Raw genomic sequence first — 19,902 nt, forward strand, 5'->3', positions numbered from 1 at the left:
TTGAACTTCGATATGATTAGCCTTAGCCAATTAATTGCTAAGTGCTGCTTGCGCGGCTGCTAGTTCTTGCAAGATTTGCAAGGTTTCAGCCGCTTCTTTCTCATTAATTCGATTCATTGCGAAGCCTACATGTACTAATACCCAATCTCCAACGCAGTCAGCAGGGGAGTGATTTTCGTCAACTATACAGGCAATATTTACTTGGCGCCTGACTCCACCAACATTAACAACAGCTAGTTTATTATTAGTATCAGTAATTTCAACTATTTGACCAGGAATTCCTAAACACATAAAGACCTTACTTACTCCTTCATTAATCGTGCAGCGGCAATTACTGCTTGTCCCAACGATATGCCACCATCGTTACAAGGTACTAAACTATGAGTAATGACTTTTGTATCAAATTTTGCTAATTTGTCTTGAAGCTGTTCTAACAAGATAGCATTTTGAAAAACTCCACCTGTTAAAGCAATTTGATTAAATTTATATTCCTGTTGTAGATGGTTTACCATCTGAATTACAATATTAATCAAACCTTGGTGGAATTTAGCAGCAATAACTTGGTTTGGTATATTTTGCTGCAAATCATCTAAAAGTTGAATCCACATGTCGCTCGAATCAATATAACTAATATTATTTGATTTTTCGATATCAAAACTATAGCTTAGTGATTCTTTATTATTACCAGCGTTAACTAGTGCTTCCATTTCAATTGCCGCTTGACCTTCGTAACTACATGTGTCGCGACAAATACCAATAGCAGCAGCAACAGCGTCGAACAGGCGCCCAACAGAAGAAGTTAGAGGTGAATTAATTTGTTTACTTATTAATTGATTAAGTAGTGATATAGGTTTAGTTTGTAAAAACTGGAATAATTCTAAGCTTCTATACTTAGACTCTAACTCTTGCCATTTTGTTACTAAGTGTGCATAAGTGTTACGCCAAGGTTGATGAATACTTAAGGCGCCTCCTATCATTGGAACAGGTTTGAATGTTGCGACTCGCGTAAATTCTCGATAGTCAGCTAAAATAAATTCTCCCCCCCAAAGTGTCCCATCTTCACCATAGCCTAAACCGTCGAAAGCAATACCCAAAATAGGCGCCGTATTTATATCTAAATTATTCTCTGCCATACAAGCAGCAACATGAGCATGATGATGCTGTACTTCAATTAACTGGTTACTAGCTGCTAATTGTTTGCCAAGCTTTGTAGATAAATACTCTGGGTGCAAATCTGTGGCAATTGCTTCTGGTTTATGCTCAAATAAGTTTAAATACAAATCAAGCGTTTTCTGGTAACTATTAAACGTTGCGACATTTTCTAAATCTCCTAAATGTTGTGAAATAATAGCTTTGCCGTGACGCAATAAACAGAAGGTGCTTTTTAACTCACCCCCCATCGCTAAAACTTGAGGTGAAGTAGCGAAACCAGAGGGTAAGTTAATAGAAGCAGGTGCATATCCTCGTGCGCGTCGAATAATTCGAGTTTTATTACCAACGACTCTAACCACCGAATCATCCACACGATTAACTATATCCCGGTTATGGAGAAGGAAATAATCGGCGATATGTCCTAATTTTTCGCGCGCTTCCTCATTATCAATACACTGCGGTTCATCAGATATATTGCCGCTAGTAAATACAATCGGACGATTCATCCGTTTGAGAATAAGATGATGTAAAGGAGTATATGGCAACATGAAACCAATAGTACTTGAGGAAGGCGCCACTAATGGTGAAACAAAATCCCCTTCTCCTTTATTAATTAAAACAATAGGCGCCTGGTGAGATAAAAGTAATTCACGTTCTTTGGCATTAGGAGTACAATATTTTTCAATAACAGTAATATCACGCGCCATCAACGCGAAGGGTTTGTGGTATCGTTGTTTTCGTTCGCGGAGTTTTTTAACTGCGGTTTCGCTTTTAGCATCGCACGCCAAATTAATTCCACCGAGACCCTTGATGGCGACAATTTCCCCTTTTTGTAACAAAGTGCAAACGGCATCAACTTCATCTAGCATTGAGAACATAGAAGCTGTAAAAGGTTTGCCATCAGCACGTTCTAACCATGCCTTTGGACCACAAACATGACAAGCTGTTGGTTGAGCATGAAAGCGACGATTTGTAATATCGTTGTATGACTCCATGCACTCTGGACACATCGCAAAGCTTGCCATGCTAGTGTTGTTACGGTCATAAGGTATAGAACGAATAATGCTTAGGCGTGGTCCACAATGGGTACAATTGGTAAAAGGATAACGAAACCAGCGACTATGAGGGTCGAAGATTTCGCTTTGACATTGTACGCAGGTGGCAGTATCGGGTGTAATTTCGGTATTAACTACATTATTAATACTTTTAGAAATTACAAAATCATCAAAGTTAAATTCACTATCAGATATATGTTGTGTGCGTGTTATTTCATTTATTTTTGCCAAGGTCGGGCATTCTTGCTGTAATTGGCGAACAAATTTTTCTAAAGATTCTTTACTTCCCAATGCGCGAATTACAACTCCTTCACCGTCGTTATAAACTTCACCGCGTAACCCATTCGCTACGGCAATACGATAAACTGTAGGACGAAACCCTACTCCTTGAACTGTACCCCGTACTCGTATTTCTTCATACATATAATAGGCGCCATAATAAGATACGATTATTACCAGAATCAGAAATCACAGCAATATCACCACATATATTAATGCCATAACACCAATTAACGCTGTTTCGTTTTGGTAATCCAAAGTCACCATTTTCTGATTTACTTTTAAAATCCTTTTGTCCCATTAATCCATCTGCATCTACCCCAGATGATGTAAAATTATTCCATCCCAACAATCGCGAATTTGCAGTATCAGCCACAATTAACCAATCACCAAAAGCATCAACACCATATGGCATACTGAGACTACTAGCATTAGGAAAATAAACACCTTGATTTAACTCAACAAAATCAAAGCTTTTTTGTCCTAAAACTACGCGACAAGGAGTATTATTTTCTGTTGGCATTCCTTCCCAAATCATAACGCGGTTATTACCAGCATCAGTCACAACTAAATTTTCTTGCCAAAATGTAATATCATGACACCAACGCATACTCGAAGCTGATGCAGTCCCACCACCATTCTCATTCCGAGAAAACATATCTGGTTGTCCTAAGACTAAATCAGCAGGTTGACCATTCTCACTTGGTAACTCATTCCAAACCAATACCCGACGATTACCAGTATCAGCAACAAACAACTTTCCTTGATGATAAAAAACACCGTAACACCAATTAAGAGTTTTTGCGTAAGCTTCTTGCTCATTTCTATTTGGTCGATTATCGGTAAAATTATTTTGCCCTAGTACAATATCTGCCGGCACATTGCTATCTTGTGGAATTTCCTTCCAAATTAAAACGCGATGGTTCCAAGCATCTGCTACAGCTAAACCGCCACCACAAACACAAATACCTGTCGGTACACTTAGTGTTGTGTTTCTTGGTGTACCTTTAGCATTTTGTCCTTCGTGAAAAAAATCAGGTTGTCCAATTACCCAGTCAGCAGGTTGACCATCTTGAGTTGGTAAGTTTCGCCATCCCAATAACCGATGGTGTCCTGTATCCGCAACCCATAAAGGGCCACTTTCTGATGTTAGACAGGCGCCACGCGGGGCGAACATAGATACTGCACTAGGCGCCAGTGGTACTGCAAATTCTTCACGTGTACCTAATATGATATCGGCGCCTAAATTTGAAAAGGGCAATTTTGGAATGAACATTACCTATACTGCAACAACTTTAGTAATTTCAGGACAGTATGCTTGAATAGTCTGCTCAATGCTTTGAGACAAAGTAAAATTAGAAGAGGGACAACTTTTACATGTTCCAATTAATCTGACTTCCACCACATTCGGTAATTTAATTGCTACCAATTCAACATCACCATTATGACTTTTTAAACTAGGACGGACTTCTTCAATAGCTGTTTGTAAACGTTTTTCAAGTGAAGGTAATGGTGGTTTAACTAATTCATGGTAAACTAGCACACCATATACTACTTCATCTTGAACAGCATTACGCAATGCCGACATTGATTGAAGCTTGACACTTTTAATTAAACGCGCAAGTGCTTCTTTATGTAATGTTTCAATTGCCCTTTTCAAGCCAACAGCAACACCACGCTCTCGTTCATCCCAATCAGCTATAATTGCCTCAAAGCGACTAATTTCCGTAACAAACTCTTCCAAATCACTTTGATATATCATTTTATTACATAAATTAATAGCTTTTACGCATCGACTCAGAATTGTAACAATATCGTAAGTTATGCTTGTTTTCAGTGTAGCTATTCCATTATTAAATAAAGTATATATTCTTACTTTAATTAAATTGTCAAAAGAAACTTGGGTTACAAATAAAAATTATAATTTGTTTGTGGAAATGGCGCCTCTATAAAAATAACCGTAAATATAACGATGTCAATTCAAGTTTAAGTAATTATAACTATATAAACAAGCAAATATAACAAAACCAATACAATATAAAAAATTGCGCTCAGATGAACAAAACTATTTTACGCTTTGTTCCCTATCGACATTGCAATCTCTATGTACCCCTTTCTCTGAAAGAATTACAACAAAGACTAACAAAATTGTCGATTAATGGAATTGTAGAGAAAAATTATGGCTTCCTGTTTGGCGGAAATATACTATATTCAATAACAATCATAAATGATAATTATTTCCAAATTGATGGACCTGTGGGATATAAGAGATTACGCCTTCTAACCCAAGGTCAAATAAATTGTGGCGCCTCAACAAATAATCAAGTCAATTTAGAACTCAAAATGCAGGTGGCCAATCAAGAAATATTGATGCTGACAAGAATTTGGCTGCTTTTTCTTTGTTTTTACATATATGCTAGTATTTTTATTGCAATTAAATTTGCTTTAATAGGTTTTATACATCTGATATTTTTATCTCTCATTTGGTATTTGTCAGTACAAATTAATATTCGAGTTGAGACTAACAAAATTATGAATATATTGAGACATCAATTGAAATCTTAATAATGATGGCGCCATTTCATTATTAAATAAAGTACCTTGAATTACTTTTAATAGAATTACCAAAAATCACTTTAGCTACAAAAATTCACAACATTGGAAGCAATAACACTTTAGTGGCGCCATACTATCAGGGCGGGAGCAAAGAAACCTGGTTTCTACGCATTCATTGTCGTTTTTATTACAATTTATCGACATAGAAACCAGGTTTCTCTAACTACTGGACTGGCGCCAGTATCTAAATTGGTAGGTTACAAAAATAACAGAGGGAAGCTAATTAAATTAACCTATACCCCCCCTCCCCTAGCTTTGTCTTTAAAAAACTACTAGTACACCTTAAAGTATTGATATACAAAGCTGCAACAATACCGAACAAAATACCGAACAGTACACTAAAAATACCGAACAAAATCAAATCGCTCAAGATTGTTCGGTTTCTTGTTCGGAATCTGAAATGCTACCTACGCAATGAATACAGCAGATACCGAACAAATTGGACGATAAAGACAAGGGGGGGTATCCATAATTTCAGCAATCACAATATTGAGTATTTAAAATATCAATTTAATTATATAAATATACGTATAAAAGCCAAGTGAAACATCGGCGCCGAATATTGAGCCATCAAAGCCAAATAACGAATCATCACACCTCGGAGGTAGCAATATGTTTTCAAAGTGTCAACACTTTTTAGTCATCAATGCTTGGACTAATAGCCGTAATGCTTACAATTGGTGTTGCTATCAGCCTTTAGGGCGTTTAATGTGGTGAGTAACAAGTGTTGATATTTTATGTTTTATGCCTACCATTAAAAACCGAATTACATTTCAGGCTAGCGACGAAGTAAAGGACGCTCTCGAAGAGTGCGCCGATAACAGGGAACAGTCTGTAAGTGCCTTAATTGTGGGAATCTTGCGAGAGTACCTTATTAAGGAGGGGTATATAGAGAACCCAAAAAAGCGAATGGTAACAGCAACCCGTTACAAAACTTAACTAAAAATAGTTTGACTTCTGTTCCCCACAGTGACAAAGATAATGGTAATGTAAAAATTATTGTCACGTTCCCCACAGGAGGGGATATGGTAAAATTGGCGCCTGTAAGTAGGTCATCCGATGGAGTAGAACAAATTAAGGTGTTTCTCAAAGCAGAGGAACGCGAACAACTCAGGCAGATGTGTCAAGAAAAGGGCATTACAATGACACACCTAGCTCGACAGCTTTTAGTCGCTTGGGCTAGCGTGCAAAACGATAACCAATCAAAAGCATCTTAACCGCAGTTTCCCCACTATGGGCACTGCGGTATAGGTGCAGCAAAGAATCTCCCTAGGAATCAATCTAGATACCATCCCACTGCGATAGTATGTGATAGCTGGGAGTTATTAAACTTTTGTAAATATTGGAAGACTGGGACAAAGATAAAGTACCCAGTGAATAAAATAAAAATCATTCTAATCATATGAAGAATCTAGTACAAAGTCAACCAGAACAAATTAACTCATCAACTGCTAACAAGCCTCAGTACCCTATCCTGTGGGTGTCTAATGTTATAGATGCATCCAACAGTCACCTCAGTAATCTTTTTGACATCAGAGGCTTTGAAGAGATTGGTGATTACACTGCGATTGATGCACAACACTATATTGTGGATGTTGGCGCCAGTGAAGAAATTATCAAGGCTATTGCTTGGACAATAGGGGAATGCAGTATATGGCACTGCGAGTCTAAGTTACCTCTTTCATATCTGGCGCCGGACCACGCCACATCTATTGAGGTATTTGACAATATTTTCAATCACTCAAAACCGATTGAAGATTGGTTGAAAGCAACCAACCAAGAGTTTAATAAATTACAACATCAGGATGCGGTTAATCTTGCACAAGTAGCAATTAGGTTGTTGAAAGGCTCTCAAAAGACTACGGAGCTTGATATTCTAAGGAGAAGGTGTAATGAAAATCCTTTTAATTGGAACAATCTCATGAAAGAGCTAGAGAGCGAATTTCAAGAAGAGTTAGAACGTAGGTATATTGCTGCTAAACAGCAAACCAGGCGAGATAGATTAAGACTTGAGTTATTAACACTATCTGAAGAAACCGATATTCTTGCTTGGGATGACACGCTTAACGATATTGCTCAAAGATACGGTAAGAAGGTGTCTAGACTTGAGTCAATGCTCGTTCAGCTTATTGATTCCACATCAAAGCCAAAAGCTAGACACCTCACATCTTCAGAATTTCATGCAACCCAAACTTCGGACGTTGAATGGCTAATACCTGGATTAATGCCAGCAACGGGTGTAACTCTGATGGTCGCTAATCCGGGTGTAGGTAAAACAACACTTGGTTATGACCTTGCCGCTTCGGTCATTTACAACGAAAAGTTTTTAGATGAAAAACCTCTAAAAACTGGAAAAGTAATATTTGTAAATAGTTTCGGTGAAATGTCCGATAACGAGATGCTGTCTTCATTCATTGATCGGCGTATAGGTGTATCAGATAAATATGAATTGTTGCTTGATTGGGATATGACGCAATTGCCAAAGCTTGAAAAAATGATTGAGGAGTTGCAACCGACACTTATAGTGATTGATAGCTATAGAGGCATTACAGGTTACTTACCTAACTTCGATGAAAATAACTCGAAAGCAGGATTGCCTATTCGACGATTACAAGGCTTGTGCAATAGATACAAAACAGCAATGCTTGTAATTCACCATAACAAGAAGTCTCAAGAATATGCAGAAATAGCAAAATCAGCGGGTAACTTTTCTATCGCCGCTAGTAGTAGCGCTGTATGGCAACTAGATAAAGACTTGGTTAGTAACACTATCAAACTATCAACAGCTAAGATACGTGGTGCCGAACGCAGGGAACTTAAAATAACCCTAGATGGATTTGACAGACATTTTGATGTAATTAGCGACAGTGCAAAGCAGAACGAACAACAGACTAAAGCCATCAAATCTAAAATAATTAGCCTTTTAAGCTTAAATCCAGATGACGCAATGCCATTAAAGGATATACCTGGATTGATTGAAGAAAGCTATGATTCTACTCGTATAACAATAGACAGATTAATTAAAGAGGGTATTGTCTCTAAATTCTTAGGTGGCAAAGATAACAGAGAGAAGCTCGTTAAATTAACTCATACTCCCCCCTCCCCTTACTCGGTCTTGAAAACTACTAGTAGTACACATCAAAGTAATGATATACAAGCTTTTGACAATACCGAACAAAATACCGAACAGTACGCTATAAATACCGAACAAAATCAAATTGTTCAACATTGTTCGGTTCCTTGTCCGGAATCTGAAGTTCAGCCCACGCAACCAATACAGCAGATGACAAACAATCTTGAAAACGAAGACAAGGGGGAGGGCGCCAACAATTTCAGCAATCATGATACTGAGTCTTTAGAACATGATACCTACCAAGTAAATACACGTAATTGTTCAAGTGAAACTTCGGTGCCGAAAGTTCCTTCATCAAAGGCGCCAACCCAAACTAATAAGGCAACCCACGAAACAATAAAAACGGATAGTGATAAATCACTTGATATTTTTCCAGTAGGAGCAAAAGTAAAGTCAAAACATCCTGGTTATCAAAAAGATAAGATAGGCAAGGTGATTGTGAATAAGAATGATGTGCCTACTCCTGGTGTTGCGCGTGTTCAGTGGTATACCCCTGAAGGTTATAAAGCTGAGGTGACAACAACCAATACCTGTGCTTTAAAACTAACTGATGATTCGTAGTGAGTCGCGCCTGTCATCGCACACGCATTGAAGATTTTTCCTATGAGGGAAAGCAAAGAGCAGGAGATGTTTGGCTGCTACCTGCGGGTATTTCAGGGTATTTTCGTTGGGACGACCCAGGAGAGTTATTGATGTTTATCTTCGACCCGCAATTTCTTCGACAAGTGAGCCTAGAAACAAAGTGTCTTAACCCCGATAAAGTGGAGCTTCGCCCAACGCTATACAAACAGGATTCAACGCTAAAAGCCTTAGCGCGCTCGTTTCACCATGAAATGCAACACAATCTTTTGGGTGGCAAACTTTATATAGAACCCTTAGCAAATCAGCTTGCAATTCATTTGCTATGAGAATACTGTGTTTTGGGCGCCTAAAGTGCAGACTCCCAAAGGTGGACTTTCTCAAAAGAAGCTTAATCAAGTCATTGATTACATTCAAATAAATCTATATCAAGAGTTAAGACTTGCTACAATTGCTCAAGAAATTGGTATAAATCAATCTTACTTCTGCACACTATTCAAGCAATCTACAGGTATAACACCCTATCAGTATACATTACTACAAAGAATTGAACGAGCAAAACAGTTACTAAAACAACCTAATATAACGATAGTAGATGTAGCAATTCAGTCTGGATTTGCAAACAAAAGTCACTTTACCAAACACTTTAGTCAATTTACAGGGGTTACTCCCAAAGTCTATCAAGAGCAAGCCTGATGTAAGATATTAGACATTATTATAAGTAGTTAAAAAAATTGTCAGTTTGATATGAAGCTCAAATGCTGCCTGGAGCCATTGCCTATTCACGTGCTTACAATTTGCTTAAAATAAAGCTGATAAATAAATTTATGTAATATTCTACCTTGCTTGCACCATTACTTGCTAAAATATTAGTTGTATAACTAAAGTACGATAGAAATAGTGTATGTATAAAGTTACAATGCATAGACGTGCGCGAATAGCGTTAGATACTCTTTCTACAGAAGAAAAGAATAATTTGACACAAGCTTTAAATAATTTAGATATTTCGGCTATAGGTAACGCGGTAGCAGAAAATATTAAAAGAATGGATACAGAAGAACCTTTATATTTCCTAAAAGTTGATTCTGAGCTTAGAGCAATCATACAAATTAATTCACCCGAAGAGATAGAAGTTATGGATATTTTCACACAAGAAAGGTTAAAATTATTTTCTACAGCTAAAAAATAATTTTAAGTTTGAGTATGAAAGAGTTTGCAAAAGTAAACTTTGACCCTGTGATTTGTCGTTTTCAACTAGAGGAATTTAAAGAGTTACTACAACAAAAACAATCACTATCTGAAAAAAATGATATTTTACCTTTCTTTCGAGAAAGGACTCAATTGTCTGTATTTCTTGGCTCGTACCATAAAAATATAGAAAGGTTGAACCGTGTTGCATTTGAGTATGATATTTTTGGAGATTTTGCAGCGGATTTAGTAGTTGGAGATTCGAGAAAAAAATCTTATTGCTTTATTGAATTTGAGGATGCAAGGTTGAACAGTGTTTTCGTCAGCAAACCAGGGAGGTATTGTCCTGAATGGTCGCCAAGATTTGAAAAAGGTTTCAGCCAAATTATTGATTGGTTTTGGAAAATAGATGACTTAGAAAGAACAGATGACTTTGAGAATCGATTTGGCAGTAGAAGGATTGACTACATAGGAATGTTGGTTATTGGTAGAAATGATTACTTGGAACCTAGAGACAAAAAAAGATTAGTTTGGCGCCAAGAACACTTAGTTTTAAACTCAAAACATGTCTACTGCTTAACTTTTGACGATTTATATAATGATTTACTGTTTCGTATTAATAAGTATTACCGAATAGAAACTGATGGTTAACTTTCGGGAGAGGCGCCTTTCTTTTCGCCTCTCAAAAGCTTACAATAAATGCTATCTAAATTTGAACGTTTTTTATCAGGTAAGATTAATTACGCTTCAGTTTCCATAAGCGTATAATACTACCACGATTACCTTCACCACTTGCAAGTAATTTTCCATCTGGACTAAATGCTAAAGCTTCTATTTCTTGCTGATGAGCTTTAAAACTATGAACTTCTTCCATTTTGTTTATATCCCAAATTTTGATTGTGCCATCATGATGACCACTTGCTAAAATCGCTTCTTTGGGATGAAAAGCCAAAGTTAAAACAATTTCAGGCACTGATAGTGTCTGAATCTCATTATGTTCTTGAACATTCCACAGTCTTAGCGTTAAATCCCAACCTCCACTAGCTAATATTTTATCGTCTGGGCTAAATGCAATTGCCTTGATATAATCTGTGTGACCAGTAAGATTACAAATCAAATTTTTAGTATGTAAGTTCCACAATGCAATTTCTTGGTTATACCTAGCCGCTAAGATTTTTCCTTGTGAACTTAGTGCCATTAAATAGCTATATCTAGAATCTAATATTGAAAAACTTAGCTCTTGTCCAGTTTCCAAATTCCATAGCTGAACAGCTTGTTCATCAAAACGTCTTGCAAGTACCTTTCTGTCTGCGCTAATTGCAATATGAGCCTCACAAGAATAGCCTCCATCACCTGAAAAGTTGTAATCACTACCATTTTTTCGGCTTGAGTTTACATTTTTACGTTCAAAATTACCACAGAAATCGCTAGTTACTAAAATTTGATGTGATTTGTTGTCAGTATCAGTAAAAGCAACATAAGGGTAATAGCTAGTAAAAGATTGTAAGTAACCATATATTTCCTTTCTGGTTTCTATTTGCCACACCTTTGTATCTTCAGCACTTTTACTGGCTAGAAGTTTACTATCTGGGCTAAAAGATAAAGACTGAACAGCTGCTTTATGTCCATCAAAAATATAGATTTTATTTCCAGTTTGTTTATCTATCAGTTCAATTTGTCCATTTGTGTCGGGTGCGCTTCTAGCAATAAAGCAACCATTGGGGCTATATGCTTGAGTTTGAATACCACTTGAGTAACCTTTGAGAGTACGTGTTTCATGACCAATATCATGTAGTTCAAAGGGTTCTCCTGTACCTACTACTCCTACACCTTTTCCATTGGAATCAAACACAAGAGAGGTAAAATTAGCAGAATGATGTTTGAGGTTACTTATTAAATCTCCTGTAAATGGATTCCATAATTTTAATTCGTTGACGTAGAAGCTATGATATATAGTTTGACCATTAGAACTAAAAGCCACCGATACAACTGCTTCTCTTGGAATATTTATCTTATTTATTTCCTGGCTAGAATGTAAATCTATAATAACAATTTTTCTATAATTATTGTAATAAGCAAATAAATTCCCATCTTGGCTAAATGTAAAATATTTTCCTAGCCCGTCTTTAAATTCTATATGCAAACTGTGTTCTATGATTTGATTGTCAAGTTTCCCCAATATAGCTAATTCTATATTTGCCTGTTTTGCATCATCAATTTCTGCTCCCCGTAAGTCAGTTTGGGTTAAATTAGCTCCATCTAATTCTGCTTTGGTTAAATCAGCTTTTTGCAAGTTGGCGCCTGTAAGGTCAGAAAATTGCAATTTACACTCGTACAAATAAGCTTGTTTAAGACTTGCTTTTTTTAGATTTGCTTTTCGTACTCTGGCTCCTGAAAGGCTCACTTTATCTAAAATACATTCTTCCAGATTAGCTGCTGTAAGTTCAACATCTCCTAATTTTGCTTCTTGAAGATTAGCTTGAAATAATTGGATACGAGGCATATAAGCAGAATATAGATTACTTTTGATTAAAGTTGCTGCATTTAAATTTGCGGCATCTAGTTTTGCTTTTTTTAAATTTGCTTCATTTAAATTTGCTTGCCTCAAATCAGCACATTGTAAATCTGCCCTTTCTAGATTAGCTCCACTTAGATTTCCGTTGTTAAGTTTTGTACCCACAAGTTTTGCTTTACGCAAATTTGCATTACTTAGGTTAATTCCTGATAAGTCAAGTTGACTGAGGTCAGCATTCTCTAAATTAAGTTGAGCAAACTCACGTTTTCCACACTGGTATGCTTCTAAAAGGTTTTTCACTGATTCTGTAATAATTGAATTATTTAAGTTGTTTTCTAGCATATAAGAATTTTTTGTAGCTAATTATGAATTTAGATTTTAAATCGTAATTTTCAACTTATCTTTTTAATGAATGTTTGGCAGCAGCACAAACTAATTGATTACTATCATGTGTGAGTTTCTTAAGAGTTTCTAAAGAAGTATTTAAATTTTGAGCAACAGCAAAACGTTCAAGCCAGGAAATCGATAAACTTTTTTTTTGTAGTATTTCTTGAGAGATTTGGGGTTGAAGTAATGCAATATAAGTAACTATATATGATTTATAGTTTGTGTAGTAATTTATGACTAAATTTAAACAACTTGGATTATTAAATATAAAATATGGATTGATTTTTAAATAATCTGCTGCGTATTCTCCGCAAAGAATGCGTTGTATAGAATCTTTAGACAAATTAGGATTTATCATTGCTTTCTCGCGAAGTTCGTTTTCTCTATTTTTAGCAAACTCTTCAAGAACTACAGTCGAAGTATTTAGATTTTGCGTTACTGCTAGACGGACTTTATATTGTTTATCATTGGCTAAGTCAGCAAGGCTTTCTACAGGAGTATTGGGATTTTTAGCAACAGCTTCACGCACTTGATACTCACCAGTTTGAGCTAGTTGTGTTAGTAGATCGGTAGGTAAATCAACTCGACTAGCAAGGAAGGTGCGAGCGGTTTGTTCTCCCTCTTGTATTAGTCTTTGCAAAATTGTTTCTAGAGAACTAGTACTTTCTTCTGCCAAAATATCCAAAATACTATCTTTTTCTGCACGTTCATACTGCTTTGACATTTGATAGCCAATAGTGTCCAATACCGATGTATCTCTTGCTAAATTCTTAAAAATAGTCTTTATTGGTGTGTTTGGATTGCGTGCTATTTCCCATCGAACGCTCCAAGAGTCATCGTCAGCTAATTGTTCTAAAATGTTGGTTGGTGTATTATAATTTTGAGCAACAGCTTTACGAATTTTTTCGTGAGGACTTTTAGAGAACTCTGAAAGCCATTCAGGTAAAGCGTTAGGATGTTCTGCAACGACTAAGGGTTGTTTTTCTATAAATTTTTGTAAGATAAAGTGTGATGTATTCTTATAACTCAGAAAATCCACATCATACTCACACTGTTTTGCTTTAAATGTCCTAGTTGCTATTTGTGCAGTTCTTGTATCTGTGCCGTTTATTAGTTCTTGTATAAAACTTAGGGATGTATTTGGGTTTTGAGCAACTTTTTCCCTAGAAATACTATAGTTTTCTTCTGCTATGCTCTCTAAAATATCTGAAGGTGTATTTGGATTACCTGCAAGTCCAGAACGAACACTTCCTAATCCAGGGACTGCTTGACAGTCATTTATTAGTTGCAATAAAACATCTGTAGGTATATGACAGTTTCTAGCGACATCATAGCGTATTCGTGAATTTTGATGGCAGGCTAATTGCTTTAAAATATTAGGAGAGGTAGCAGGAGAATTTGCTAATGTACTGCATAAATCTCCATAACCCGAATTTTTCACCCAATATTCGATAATATAATGTGGAATATGGCAAATCTGAGCTAAAACAGCAAGGACATTAAGAATATTACGTTCGTCTCTGTAAGGCAAAGACATATTTCCTTGAATAACTTCTCTTGCTTTTTCTTCATATCCTGTTAACTCTCCAGCAAAGTTGACGTGCAAACGAGCAGATTCTGCAACTTGGGCATCTCGGCTTTGAGTTAATCGTTCTAAAACCTTTTTGGATGTTTGAATATTATTCGCTAGTGCCAATTGTACTTCCACATCAGCTTTGTGTGCTGCTTGCTCTAAGATAAACTGTGGCACATTATCCAGCCTCAAAATACTTCGTAGTGTAGGCAGGGGAATTTCTGCAACCAAGTTAGGATTTTCTAGTAACAACAGTGAAAATACGGGGTTTTCTACTAACTGCGTTGGAAATTCGGCGCCCAATCTTAAAAGTACATCTGCTGGAGTATTGGGATTTGCTGCAACTGCTCTGCGAGTATCTTTGTCTTGAGAGCGTGCTAATTCTTGCAGAAGTTCAGGGTCGGTGCTTACATCTTCTGCTGCTATTCTTGCTTGCTCTAAATTATTGGCAAGATTCGCGTTTACAAGCTGAGGAGTAGTTTTTTCATCCATTTTTGGAGTTAGATTGCAAGGTGGATGCTAGCCTGGTTAGTGTTTATAGTAAGTTCAGCACACGGTAATAATTGCCACTCACTTCTTAACGCACGTGCAAGCTCTAATCATCTATACTATTGCTCTTTTTGCCTAACAGTCACCTTGGTAAACACGTAAATACGCTCTGACTCTTAAGCTAGCGTAGCTCAAGCAATTTATAAGTAATTACCGCTAAAGCACGCTATAAGTTTTTCGTAATTACGGCGCCTCTTAAACGCTTAGTACAAATGCTATCTAAATGCCGCTTTCAAATCTAATTGATTTAAAAAAGCTTCTAGCTCTAATTTAATTACAACTTCGCCTGATAAACAACCATTATATTTTACTTCATACACACCTTCACTTACTTCTCGAAAATGTATTATTTTACCTGCGCGTTTTGCATTGGATAGTTTTTGCACTTCGGGTGGCGTTATTTCTATTACATGGCGCCGTTCTAATGGAGTAAGTACTTCCCAAGCTTGATATTTATATTGGCTGTGAGTATTGAGTGCTTCGCTAATCTCCTGCCAAGTATGTGCTGTAGTCAATGTCTCAACCAAAATGTCTACGGGTGTTTTTTCGGCTACAGATAAGGAAGGTGAAGTTAATATCTGATAATTTTCTATTTCGTCATCTTGTTCTGGTTCTGGCTCATTCCAAGCATCTTGAACTAAGTTATTTTCATTCTCTAAACCATTGACTGGCGCCTCGGACAAATAGATAGTAGCTTCTCCAACCTCTTCATCTTGCTCCCATAAGTCTAAGAACTCTTCTTCTCTCATACCCAACTCCGAAGTGTAAACCAATTGCCCATCCTGACGCGCTTTTCTTAATGCTACAGCATCTCTAATAATTTCCTGAAAAGTTAGACCTTCGGCATCAGCCATTGCTTGAAGGGTTATTCCGGTAAGTTCATCTGTTTCATGAATAGGAGGTATTTGTGCAAATCTACCACCCTCTGGGATTCGACGCCAAATACTATTTTTATCTTCTTGCTTTGTTTGTCTTGGCTTTCGGCAATTAGCGATGAGTCCACGCACTGCATCTTGGGTAATTTTCGGTAGTGTCGAAAGCCGCTTGATAACTGACTGATATTTTTTGACGTTTCCAGCTAGTTGGAAAATTGTGCGGGGTTCAATTAAAGCAAGTTCATGGGCTTGATAATTTTGAAAAGCATCTGCTACCTTGAGGTAACGCTTTTCTTCGCCTTTCCATCCAAATTTACTTAACAACTGCTTGAACTCTATTTTCGTAAGCAATACTTTTTGTTCGGCAAGCCAAAAAGCAAAGTCTAATAAACGCGCTGTAGCACCAAATATATTGGCGCCAGGAGTTACCGCACGGTCTGTAATAAAAGATAGATATTCGTAGAACTCGGTCTCGATATTCGAGAGAAAGTTAAAATCGGAGGTGCCGAAACCCTGAATCTGTGTCATCATGGCTGTATAGTTTTTTGATTGGGTGTCTACTTAATCCTTAGAGGACTATTGTGGACACTTTGTTTTTCGTTTGCTTGATATTCGATGCATAACCATCTAATCAAGCGCAGAGCTACATGTCTGTTACACCAATGGTATAACAATTACGTACATAAGTCAACAATTTTGCGCCAAATGATTAAAATTAAGAAGTGGAGTAAAAATTGTTTATTTAAGGATTTATGAAAAAGCAAGAGATGATGAAGCTAGATGAACGCATTGCAATCAGAATCGACAAGCAAACGAAAGATGAATTTATGCGGCGCCTGGAGGAAGAAGGGAAAAACGCCTCCGATATTATACTGAAGTGGATAAAATCTTATGTAGCTTCTGAACCAAAGGCAGAAGTAGATTTGCAGAAAATCAGCGAGGAATTGGAAAGCTTAAAGCGGCAAGTAGCTGATTTGGAAAGGCTTAAGCAGGAAGTTGCGATGATGCGTAGCGAATTTATTGCAAAATCAGCAGCCTGAAAAATATATTAATGGCTAGTAATTTTATTGCGATTGATGGCACAGGGAATATATTTGTGGGTAATAACGCTACTTTGGTAGTTATATGAGCCAAAAATGTGCCATTGTTTTTGAAGAAAAGCCTGATAGTGTATTTACAGACGCTATTCAAGAAGGAATTAATCAGTTTAACCAAGAGCAAGCTGGAGACTATAACTATAAAAAGTTGTGTCTGTCACTTCGAGATGCTGAACAGAAAATAGTCGGTGGGTTGGTTGGAGAAACGTACTGGGAATGCTTTTATATTGAACTTTTTTGGATTAGCGAGCCATACCGTAAAGATGGGTATGGGAGTACTATTTTACAAATGGCTGAGGATGAAGCGCGCAGCAGGGGTGTAAAACAGGTTTTTCTCAATACTTTTAGCTTTCAGGCGTCTGATTTTTACCAAAAATATGGTTATCGAGTGTTTGGCGAGTTACCAAATTTTCCACCTGGTCATAAGTGTTATTTCTTAACCAAGAACTTGTAAATGCTGTTGGTTGAGGGACAAAACCCAATATTTCCAATACTTTAGTTAGGTCTTGTTCCTCGACACCAACGGGAGCGCCAACAATTACCGCATGTTAAAACTTGACAGGGAATGATTTAAATCCTTTAAATGCAATAGTTTGACGCTTTGAGATTGGTTGGTTATTAGCGTCAAAACTTATATTGGGCATTCTTCTAAGTAACGTTTCAAAACAAATTGTCAGTTCCATACGAGCCAAAACGGCGCCTAAACAAAAATGTATACCTTTACTAAAACCTAAATGCTCGTTATTTGTGCGTGTAATATCAAATACATCAGGTGAATCAAACTTTTGAGGGTCACGATTTGCGGCACCGAGACCTATGGCAACAATATGACCTTGAGGAATCGTTTTGCCACTGATAGTCACATCTTCTTTAGCAATGCGGAAAATTATTGGTACGGGAGGGTCAAACCGCATCATTTCTTCAACAGCATACCCAACTAGTTGAGGACTAGATTTAAGCTTATCTAATTGTTCTGGGTTAGTTAATAAAGCATTAATACCGTTAGGTATCAAATCAGCAGTAGTTACCAGACCAGCACATAAGATTAAGATACATAAGCTGGGAAGTTCATCAAGATTGAAGCCGTTTTCTTCATAAGCAGTTACCAGCAAACTAATCATATCATCTGTTTTATTACGTTTACGTTCCTCAATCATATGATTGATGTACTCTGTAAATAAAACAGCCGACTTATCCGCTCTTAATGCTAATTCTACAACCTCTTCTCCATTTGGGGCGCCCCAGAAAGTTGCTATATCAATTGCCCATTGTTGAAATTCAGCTCTTTGATGTTCAGGTACACCCATAATTTTAGCTATCATGAGTGATGGCAAGGGTAAGGACAAATCTTGAACTACATCCATACAACCTCGTGCTTGCACTTTATCTAACAAACTATTAGTTGTTTCATGAATTATTTCACGCCAACCTTCTAACGCACGAGTTGTAAACCCACTTAGTGATACTTTCCGCATTCTCGTATGTTCAGGTGGGTCTTTATCTACCATCATCCCACCTAATAACTTCATAATATTTTTAATCGCGTCTTTATCAAGATTTAATAGTTTACTGGCGTATAATGCTCGCTTATCTGAACTCAATCGTAAATCGCAAACTGCCGCTTCCACATCTTGATAACGACTCAAAAACCAAAACCCCCCTTCCTCAAAGTAGTAAACAGGCGCCTCGGTTCGCAGCTTTTCGTATAATGGATAAGGGTTTAGCAAAGCTTCTCGTGACAGTAAGTTGTAAACTCTTTTTTCTGAAGCTAATGTCATATTTCGCCGTTTCAAGTTGGTTTTGAATAATTTTTATTAATTTACTACCTTGGCAGTATCTAAGCAATTACCTTTAGATAGTTACATCAAATAAATATTTATGGTATTTTATATTATTTTTAAATAATAATTAAATTTTTGCTTTCACTTTCATAAAGATAAAGTGATAGGTTTATGAAAACTTTTAAGAATTTTTCTACTTAATATTATATTATATTGATTGGTAAATATTTTTCAATGAATAACATTGTTGAGAATCTATCCAATAAGGTCTAAGAGGAAGCGAGTTCCGCGTAGCGGAACGTAAACGGAGTTTTCCCGCTTTCTTAGAATCTAGCGTTTCAAGCTATATACACCAGATGCTTCTACCTGGGCATGACATAGAATGACACTTTTCAAACAACCTCTAAATATCTCTTGTGGGATAGTAGGAATGAAGCCAACAATATATCAATACGCAGGTATTATTAATCTGTTTATTTACCTGGTGCGATATAAGTAGACTGATATCTTGTGGGATAGGCGTCCTCGCCTGTCCATTGTTAAATCGATTATTAGGGGCGGGCAGGGATGCCCGCTCTACAAGATGTTTCACAAAATATTACAGATACTGGTGTCTAAAACTTGCCATTACGTATGAGGGGTGCCATAATGTAGGGGTCAAGTGCAGTAGGGGTATAAGCAAGTAGGGGTTAAGCCCCTCGAAGACAGGCGAAATAAGTAATTGGCGATGCATAGCGCCTTAATTTATAAATGATACCGTGATTTACACTGAACTTCAACGGTGGTTAAGTAAGAATTTCAGTGTAATCACGTATTCACTTTAGTCTTATTACTGCTCATAATATCAACCATAGCAGTTCGGTGAAAACCGAGGCTAGAATTCCTCCCTGACAAGTCGAAAAGCCTATCTGAATATGGGCAAAAGTTAAGTTAGAGAGAAAAATCCGGTGGGTAAAGCTCAGGAAATTAAAGGTAAAAAAATTAGTAAATTTCCTTACCTGTATTTTTTTGGCTATCTCGCATAAAATTTTTCTTGACCTTATCTTTTGCCCTTTATTTAAAGTCGTCAGTACTTACATTACCCTCCAAAAAAGTAAGGTTTAAGCAATCTTGTGTGCCGTGG

General features: G+C 36.9%; 18 protein-coding genes. 10 read left to right on the forward strand and 8 right to left on the reverse strand.

Annotated elements, in window-relative coordinates; all coding sequences use genetic code 11:
* Positions 1–30: 30 nt before the first annotated feature.
* From DSM106972_RS31155 to DSM106972_RS31170, 4 genes are read right to left on the reverse strand one after another with little or no spacing between them, the layout of a single operon-like run.
* Positions 31–291, reverse strand: a complete 261-nt coding sequence (locus tag DSM106972_RS31155; protein ID WP_073620823.1) for a HypC/HybG/HupF family hydrogenase formation chaperone — start codon at positions 289–291, stop codon at positions 31–33.
* 11 nt (positions 292–302) lie between these two features.
* The gene (gene hypF / locus DSM106972_RS31160; protein WP_127084337.1) at positions 303–2,630 is read right to left on the reverse strand and encodes a carbamoyltransferase HypF; all 2,328 of its coding nucleotides are present in this window, start codon (positions 2,628–2,630) and stop codon (positions 303–305) included.
* Positions 2,623–3,762 carry an NHL repeat-containing protein gene (locus tag DSM106972_RS31165; protein WP_127084338.1) on the reverse strand — a complete coding sequence of 380 codons (1,140 nt, stop codon included), beginning with the start codon at positions 3,760–3,762 and terminating at the stop codon, positions 2,623–2,625. Before DSM106972_RS31165 ends, hypF begins: the two co-directional genes overlap by 8 nt.
* Before the next feature lie 3 nt (positions 3,763–3,765).
* Positions 3,766–4,248: a NifU family protein gene (locus DSM106972_RS31170; protein WP_127084339.1), complete on the reverse strand. Its 483-nt coding sequence runs from the start codon at positions 4,246–4,248 to the stop codon at positions 3,766–3,768.
* A gap of 293 nt (positions 4,249–4,541) precedes the next feature.
* On the opposite strand from DSM106972_RS31170, the gene DSM106972_RS31175 reads away from it, so the two are divergent.
* From DSM106972_RS31175 to DSM106972_RS31210, 8 genes are all read left to right on the forward strand, one after another.
* Entirely contained in the window at positions 4,542–5,051 is a 510-nt protein-coding gene (locus DSM106972_RS31175; protein ID WP_127084340.1) for a hypothetical protein, read from the forward strand.
* Between the two features lie 795 nt (positions 5,052–5,846).
* Positions 5,847–6,041: a ribbon-helix-helix domain-containing protein gene (locus tag DSM106972_RS55920; protein ID WP_127084341.1), complete on the forward strand. Its 195-nt coding sequence runs from the start codon at positions 5,847–5,849 to the stop codon at positions 6,039–6,041.
* Positions 6,042–6,052: 11 nt separating this feature from the next.
* On the forward strand, positions 6,053–6,319 hold the full coding sequence (locus tag DSM106972_RS31185) for a RepB family protein (RefSeq protein WP_127084342.1): 267 nt from the start codon (positions 6,053–6,055) through the stop codon (positions 6,317–6,319).
* 185 nt (positions 6,320–6,504) lie between these two features.
* A complete protein-coding gene (locus tag DSM106972_RS31190; RefSeq protein WP_127084343.1) occupies positions 6,505–8,796 on the forward strand; it encodes an AAA family ATPase in 2,292 nt (763 codons plus the stop codon).
* Positions 8,796–9,143: a peptide deformylase gene (locus tag DSM106972_RS31195; RefSeq protein ID WP_127084344.1), complete on the forward strand. Its 348-nt coding sequence runs from the start codon at positions 8,796–8,798 to the stop codon at positions 9,141–9,143. The genes DSM106972_RS31190 and DSM106972_RS31195 overlap by 1 nt, the downstream gene beginning before the upstream one ends.
* Positions 9,124–9,510 (forward strand): helix-turn-helix domain-containing protein, encoded by a 387-nt coding sequence (locus DSM106972_RS31200; protein ID WP_186538391.1) that lies wholly within the window; start codon positions 9,124–9,126, stop codon positions 9,508–9,510. Before DSM106972_RS31195 ends, DSM106972_RS31200 begins: the two co-directional genes overlap by 20 nt.
* 208 nt (positions 9,511–9,718) lie before the next feature.
* Entirely contained in the window at positions 9,719–10,003 is a 285-nt protein-coding gene (locus DSM106972_RS31205; RefSeq protein WP_127084346.1) for a hypothetical protein, read from the forward strand.
* Positions 10,004–10,017: 14 nt separating this feature from the next.
* Positions 10,018–10,653 carry a Shedu immune nuclease family protein gene (locus DSM106972_RS31210; RefSeq protein WP_127084347.1) on the forward strand — a complete coding sequence of 212 codons (636 nt, stop codon included), beginning with the start codon at positions 10,018–10,020 and terminating at the stop codon, positions 10,651–10,653.
* Between the two features lie 85 nt (positions 10,654–10,738).
* Here the strand turns inward: DSM106972_RS31210 and DSM106972_RS31215 are convergent, their stop codons facing one another.
* The 3 genes from DSM106972_RS31215 to DSM106972_RS31225 all read right to left on the reverse strand — a co-directional run bounded on the left by DSM106972_RS31215 (position 10,739) and on the right by DSM106972_RS31225 (position 16,432).
* Positions 10,739–12,859: a WD40 repeat domain-containing protein gene (locus DSM106972_RS31215; RefSeq protein ID WP_127084348.1), complete on the reverse strand. Its 2,121-nt coding sequence runs from the start codon at positions 12,857–12,859 to the stop codon at positions 10,739–10,741.
* A 55-nt stretch (positions 12,860–12,914) separates the two neighbouring features.
* Complete coding sequence (locus tag DSM106972_RS31220; protein WP_127084349.1) at positions 12,915–14,969, reverse strand: hypothetical protein; 2,055 nt, start codon at positions 14,967–14,969, stop codon at positions 12,915–12,917.
* Positions 14,970–15,241: 272 nt separating this feature from the next.
* Positions 15,242–16,432 carry an Alr2735 family protein gene (locus DSM106972_RS31225; RefSeq protein ID WP_127084350.1) on the reverse strand — a complete coding sequence of 397 codons (1,191 nt, stop codon included), beginning with the start codon at positions 16,430–16,432 and terminating at the stop codon, positions 15,242–15,244.
* A gap of 221 nt (positions 16,433–16,653) precedes the next feature.
* Between DSM106972_RS31225 and DSM106972_RS31230 the strand changes: the two genes are divergently transcribed.
* Together DSM106972_RS31230 and DSM106972_RS31235 are read left to right on the forward strand one after the other, a co-directional pair.
* Positions 16,654–16,941 carry a hypothetical protein gene (locus DSM106972_RS31230; protein WP_127084351.1) on the forward strand — a complete coding sequence of 96 codons (288 nt, stop codon included), beginning with the start codon at positions 16,654–16,656 and terminating at the stop codon, positions 16,939–16,941.
* 85 nt (positions 16,942–17,026) lie between these two features.
* Entirely contained in the window at positions 17,027–17,452 is a 426-nt protein-coding gene (locus tag DSM106972_RS31235; protein WP_127084352.1) for a GNAT family N-acetyltransferase, read from the forward strand.
* A 94-nt stretch (positions 17,453–17,546) separates the two neighbouring features.
* On the opposite strand, the gene DSM106972_RS31240 is transcribed toward DSM106972_RS31235, so the two are convergent.
* Positions 17,547–18,776, reverse strand: a complete 1,230-nt coding sequence (locus DSM106972_RS31240; RefSeq protein WP_127084353.1) for a cytochrome P450 — start codon at positions 18,774–18,776, stop codon at positions 17,547–17,549.
* Between the last annotated feature and the right edge of the window lie 1,126 nt (positions 18,777–19,902).

Source organism: Dulcicalothrix desertica PCC 7102 (assembly GCF_003991905.1).
Taxonomy (GTDB): domain Bacteria; phylum Cyanobacteriota; class Cyanobacteriia; order Cyanobacteriales; family Nostocaceae; genus Dulcicalothrix; species Dulcicalothrix desertica.

What these genes read in the sequence shown, in the direction of transcription:
- DSM106972_RS31215 (WP_127084348.1), bottom strand. Translation starts at nt 12,859, where the DNA reads ATGCTAGAAAACAACTTAAATAATTCAATTATTACAGAATCAGTGAAA.
- DSM106972_RS31220 (WP_127084349.1), bottom strand. Translation starts at nt 14,969, where the DNA reads ATGGATGAAAAAACTACTCCTCAGCTTGTAAACGCGAATCTTGCCAAT.
- DSM106972_RS31190 (WP_127084343.1), top strand. Translation starts at nt 6,505, where the DNA reads ATGAAGAATCTAGTACAAAGTCAACCAGAACAAATTAACTCATCAACT.
- DSM106972_RS31210 (WP_127084347.1), top strand. Translation starts at nt 10,018, where the DNA reads ATGAAAGAGTTTGCAAAAGTAAACTTTGACCCTGTGATTTGTCGTTTT.
- DSM106972_RS31235 (WP_127084352.1), top strand. Translation starts at nt 17,027, where the DNA reads ATGAGCCAAAAATGTGCCATTGTTTTTGAAGAAAAGCCTGATAGTGTA.
- DSM106972_RS55920 (WP_127084341.1), top strand. Translation starts at nt 5,847, where the DNA reads ATGCCTACCATTAAAAACCGAATTACATTTCAGGCTAGCGACGAAGTA.
- DSM106972_RS31225 (WP_127084350.1), bottom strand. Translation starts at nt 16,432, where the DNA reads ATGATGACACAGATTCAGGGTTTCGGCACCTCCGATTTTAACTTTCTC.
- DSM106972_RS31155 (WP_073620823.1), bottom strand. Translation starts at nt 291, where the DNA reads ATGTGTTTAGGAATTCCTGGTCAAATAGTTGAAATTACTGATACTAAT.
- DSM106972_RS31240 (WP_127084353.1), bottom strand. Translation starts at nt 18,776, where the DNA reads ATGACATTAGCTTCAGAAAAAAGAGTTTACAACTTACTGTCACGAGAA.
- DSM106972_RS31165 (WP_127084338.1), bottom strand. Translation starts at nt 3,762, where the DNA reads ATGTTCATTCCAAAATTGCCCTTTTCAAATTTAGGCGCCGATATCATA.
- DSM106972_RS31175 (WP_127084340.1), top strand. Translation starts at nt 4,542, where the DNA reads ATGAACAAAACTATTTTACGCTTTGTTCCCTATCGACATTGCAATCTC.
- DSM106972_RS31170 (WP_127084339.1), bottom strand. Translation starts at nt 4,248, where the DNA reads ATGATATATCAAAGTGATTTGGAAGAGTTTGTTACGGAAATTAGTCGC.
- DSM106972_RS31230 (WP_127084351.1), top strand. Translation starts at nt 16,654, where the DNA reads ATGAAAAAGCAAGAGATGATGAAGCTAGATGAACGCATTGCAATCAGA.
- hypF (WP_127084337.1), bottom strand. Translation starts at nt 2,630, where the DNA reads ATGTATGAAGAAATACGAGTACGGGGTACAGTTCAAGGAGTAGGGTTT.
- DSM106972_RS31205 (WP_127084346.1), top strand. Translation starts at nt 9,719, where the DNA reads ATGTATAAAGTTACAATGCATAGACGTGCGCGAATAGCGTTAGATACT.